The organism is Streptomyces phytophilus (assembly GCF_013870535.1).
GTDB classification, from domain to species: domain Bacteria; phylum Actinomycetota; class Actinomycetes; order Streptomycetales; family Streptomycetaceae; genus Streptomyces; species Streptomyces phytophilus.
In genome coordinates this window covers 1-3,583 of the sequence record NZ_JACBXC010000610.1, presented here as the reverse complement: position 1 = coordinate 3,583, position 3,583 = coordinate 1, and the positions used below count along the sequence as shown (strand labels likewise).

Annotated in this window: 6 protein-coding genes; all 6 read right to left on the bottom strand. The window is 72.1% G+C overall.

Going from position 1 to position 3,583, the window contains the following annotated elements; genetic code table 11:
- Nucleotides 1-156, bottom strand: a 156-nt coding sequence (locus H5J30_RS22225; RefSeq protein WP_309505602.1) for a diacylglycerol kinase family protein, incomplete at its 3' end; no start/stop codon positions are given.
- Nucleotides 157-173: 17 nt separating this feature from the next.
- The gene (gene tatC / locus H5J30_RS22220; RefSeq protein ID WP_181789149.1) at nt 174-1,115 is read right to left on the bottom strand and encodes a twin-arginine translocase subunit TatC; all 942 of its coding nucleotides are present in this window, start codon (nt 1,113-1,115) and stop codon (nt 174-176) included.
- A 124-nt stretch (nt 1,116-1,239) separates the two neighbouring features.
- A complete protein-coding gene (gene tatA, locus H5J30_RS22215; protein ID WP_027746334.1) occupies nt 1,240-1,548 on the bottom strand; it encodes a Sec-independent protein translocase subunit TatA in 309 nt (102 codons plus the stop codon).
- A gap of 134 nt (nt 1,549-1,682) precedes the next feature.
- Entirely contained in the window at nt 1,683-1,907 is a 225-nt protein-coding gene (locus H5J30_RS22210; protein ID WP_181789147.1) for a hypothetical protein, read from the bottom strand.
- Between the two features lie 115 nt (nt 1,908-2,022).
- A complete protein-coding gene (locus tag H5J30_RS22205; protein WP_181789148.1) occupies nt 2,023-2,946 on the bottom strand; it encodes a helix-turn-helix transcriptional regulator in 924 nt (307 codons plus the stop codon).
- Between the two features lie 46 nt (nt 2,947-2,992).
- On the bottom strand, nt 2,993-3,583 hold a 591-nt coding region (locus H5J30_RS22200; protein ID WP_181789146.1), incomplete at its 5' end, for a helix-turn-helix transcriptional regulator.

The window sequence follows — 3,583 nt, the reverse complement described above, 5'->3', positions numbered from 1 at the left end:
GCGGGCGCCGGCGAGCGCGGTGGCGGCGTCGCTTCCCTGGACGGTGGTCACCTCGTACCCGGCGTCGCGCAGTGCCTCCGCGACGACGGGGGCGGCCTTGGCGCCCCGGCCGCGGCCCGCGGTGGGGTTGACGAACACGGTGATATCGCTGGTCACCCGCGTGACCCTAGCGGTCAGGTGGCGTCGTCGTAACCATTTCTGCGGGGCGTGCTGTCGCCGCTCCCGGCGCCGCCGTCGCTGTCGGCCTCACCGGTGGACTGCTCGGGCAGCGACGCCGAGGCGCTCACGGGCTCCACGTCGCCCACTTCCTCGGGGGTGAGGTCGAGGTCGGACGCCTCGTCGTCGGCCGGGCCGCGGGCCGCGATACGGGCCCTTCGGCGGTCGTTGAGCAGGGAGAACCCGGTCGCCAGGAAGTACAGCACGATCACCGGGCCGGCCAGCGCGAACATGCCGATCGGGTCGGTGCTGGGGGTGGCGATGGCGCCGAAGGCGACGATGCCGAAGATCATGGCCCGCCACCAGCCGAGCATGCGGCGCCCGGTGACGGCGCCGCCCATGTTGAGCATCACCAGCACGAGCGGCAGCTCGAAGGCGAGCCCGAAGACCACGACCATGCGGGTCAGCAGGTCGAGGTACTCCGGCAGCGGCAGCAGGTTGGTGGCGTTCGACGGCGTGAACTCCAGCAGCACCTCTGCCGTGGTCGGCAGGATCTTGTACGCGAAGAAGGCACCGCCGAGGAAGAGCGGCACGCCCGCGGCGACGAACCCGAGGGAGTACTTCTTCTCCTCCCTGTGCAGCCCGGGCGCGAGGAAGGCCCACAGCTGGTACAGCCAGATCGGCGTCGAGACCACCATGCCGGTCATGAAGGAGACCTTCAGCATGATGGTGAACGGCGAGATGAGGCCGTTGACGGTGAAGGAGGCGCAGTCCTCCTCCTTGCCGACGTCCGACGCCTTCAGGCCGTCCGGGCAGCCGACGGATTCGAGCACCGGGTCCATCAGGAAGTCGACGATGTCCTGATAGAAGAAGAGCGAAGCGATGCAGACGACGAGAATGGCCCCGACGGCCTTCACGAGCCGGTCGCGTAGCTCCCTGAGGTGCTCCGCGAGCGGCATGCGCCCCTCGGGGTCCTTCTCCTCGCGCTCCTTGCGCTCCTTACGGCGGGCAACGCTTAGCAACCCACGTCCTCATCTCGTGCCGCGAGGCCGTCTCCGGCCGCGGAGTGCCCCTGCGGATTCGTCAGCGCTGCGACTGCGACTGCTGCTGCGTCTGCGGCTGCTGGTCGTTCACCTGCGGCTCGCTGACCGGGCGGGAGCTGGTCACGTCGCCGGGGGCGGCCTGGATGGTCTTGGGTGCGGGCTGCGGCGGGTCCGCCGGAGCGGCCTCGTCCGTCTTGCCCTCGTTCTTCATGGCCTTGGCCTCGCTCTTGAGGATGCGGGCCGACTTGCCCAGCGAACGGGCCATGTCCGGAAGCTTCTTCGCGCCGAACAGCAGGATGACGACGACGAGAATGAGGATGATCTCGGTAGGGCCGAGCCGTCCGAACATATGCGTCTACCTTCTCACCGAGGCTGCGTGGGTTTGGGCGTGATCGATCGTAACCCCCGGGGGTGAACTCCAGGCAATCCCCCGTCGTCCACCAATCGCGGCCCCCGCCTCGCACCGGAGCCGCGATCTGCAGCCTACCTCTCGAATTCGGTTCCGGGGAGGTCACGTGTCGAGCCCGCCCGCCCGGCGACCTCCGCCGCCGACCGTTCGAGATCCCGCGTCGCGCGGCTGACCTGCTGCGCCGCGTCGTCCAGCCGGCGGGCCAGCCGGCGCGCCTCCAGTCCGACTCCAGCGGCGGGGATGGCGAGGGCGACGAGGCCGAGGAAACCGAGCGCGACGGCGGTCATGGGCCACAGCATGGGCGAAGCCTAGCCGCCGCGGCGGCCGCGGCAGACACCGGCGTCCGTACGGGCCGCGACCGGCACGTACGGCATGCCACGTATGCGACATATGCCGGAATCGGCGGGGTGTGCACTAACCGTCGTACGCGGCAAGCGCCTTGACCGCCGCGTCCCGCGCGCTGTCCGCCAGGTCCCCCGGCGCGACGATCCGCCCGTCCCGCCCCAGCCGCAGCGCCAGCCGGCGCAGCGACGCCGGGTCCGGCGCGCGCAGCGAGATCCGCAGACCGCCGTCGGCCAGTTCCTCCGCGCTGTCGTGCGGGTAGTACTCGGCGACCCAACGGCCTCCCGGGCCCACCTCGATGACGACCTCGGGGTCCTCCGCGGACGGCTGGACGATGCCCTCCGACAGGTCGCGCAGCTCGACGGGCGGCGGGTCGGCCGGGGCGTCGAGGATCCGGATCTCGGCGACCCGGTCGAGCCGGAACGTGCGCCGCGCCTCCGACAGCCGGCACCACGCCTCCACGTACGTGTGCCCGACGGAGACGAGCCGGATCGGATCGATCTCGCGCTCGGTCAGCTCGTCCCGCGACGGCGAGTAGTACCGCAGCCACAGCCGGCGCCGCTCCGAGATGGCCCGGTCCACTTCGGCGAAGACCCCGCCCTCGGACTCGAACGTCACCGACAGGCTGGAGCTGGCCGCCGCCGACTCGCCGGCCGCGGCCTCCAGCTTCGCGGTGGCCCGCAGCAGCGCCTGCCGGTCGCCGGCCCGCAACCCGGGCAAAGTGGCCACTGCCCGGGCCGCCACCAGCAGGGCGGTGGCCTCGTCCGCGGCCAGTCGCAGCGGCTCGCCGGTGCCGGTGGACTCGGGGTTGCGGAACCAGATGCGCTCGCCGTCGGTGTCGATGTCGAGCAGGTCGCCGCCGCGGAAGCTCGTTCCGCACATGGGCAGCACGTCCAGGTCGGAGATCAGCTCGTCCTCGGTGACGCCGAAGGCGCGGGCGACGTCCGAGAGGTACGCGCCGTTGCGCTCGCTCAGATACGTCACCAGCGACAGCATCCGCCTGGTCTGGTCGATGGCACTGGCCACTGCTCCCCCTCTCCCTTCAGCCCTTGGCCACGGCGCGCAGCCGGTCGATGACGTCGGCCCGCAGCTCGGCGGGCTCCAGGACGACCACGTCGGGCCCGAACTCCACCAGCCAGGCGTCCAGTCCGTGCCCGTACGGGATCTCCAGCTCGTCCCAGCCGGGCAGCACGGCCTCGCGGATCCCGTACGCGCGGGCGCGCAGCGGGTAGCCGGCGCCGGTGCGCAGCCGGATCCGGGCCGAGCGGTCGGCGCTCTCGCCGGCCCAGCGCTCGACTGTCTCGCGTACGGTCACGCGGTCCGGCACCTCCGCGGTGAAGCCGCGGCCGCGGTTGCGGACCCGGCCGGTGATGCGCGAGAGGCGGAAGACCCGCTCGGCGTCGCGGCCGCGGTCGTGGCCGACGAGGTACCAGTGGCCCCGCCAGCACTCCAATTGCCACGGCTCCACGTGCCGGTCCTCCGGGCGGGCCGCATTGGCCTTGCGGTACGGGAAGACGACGGGCCGGCGGTCGCGGCAGGCCAGCATCAGCGGCTCGAACGCCGCCTCACGTACCGGAATCCGCGGCTCCAGGGCGCTGACCTGCTCCACCGCACCGGCCTCGGGGCCCTCGGC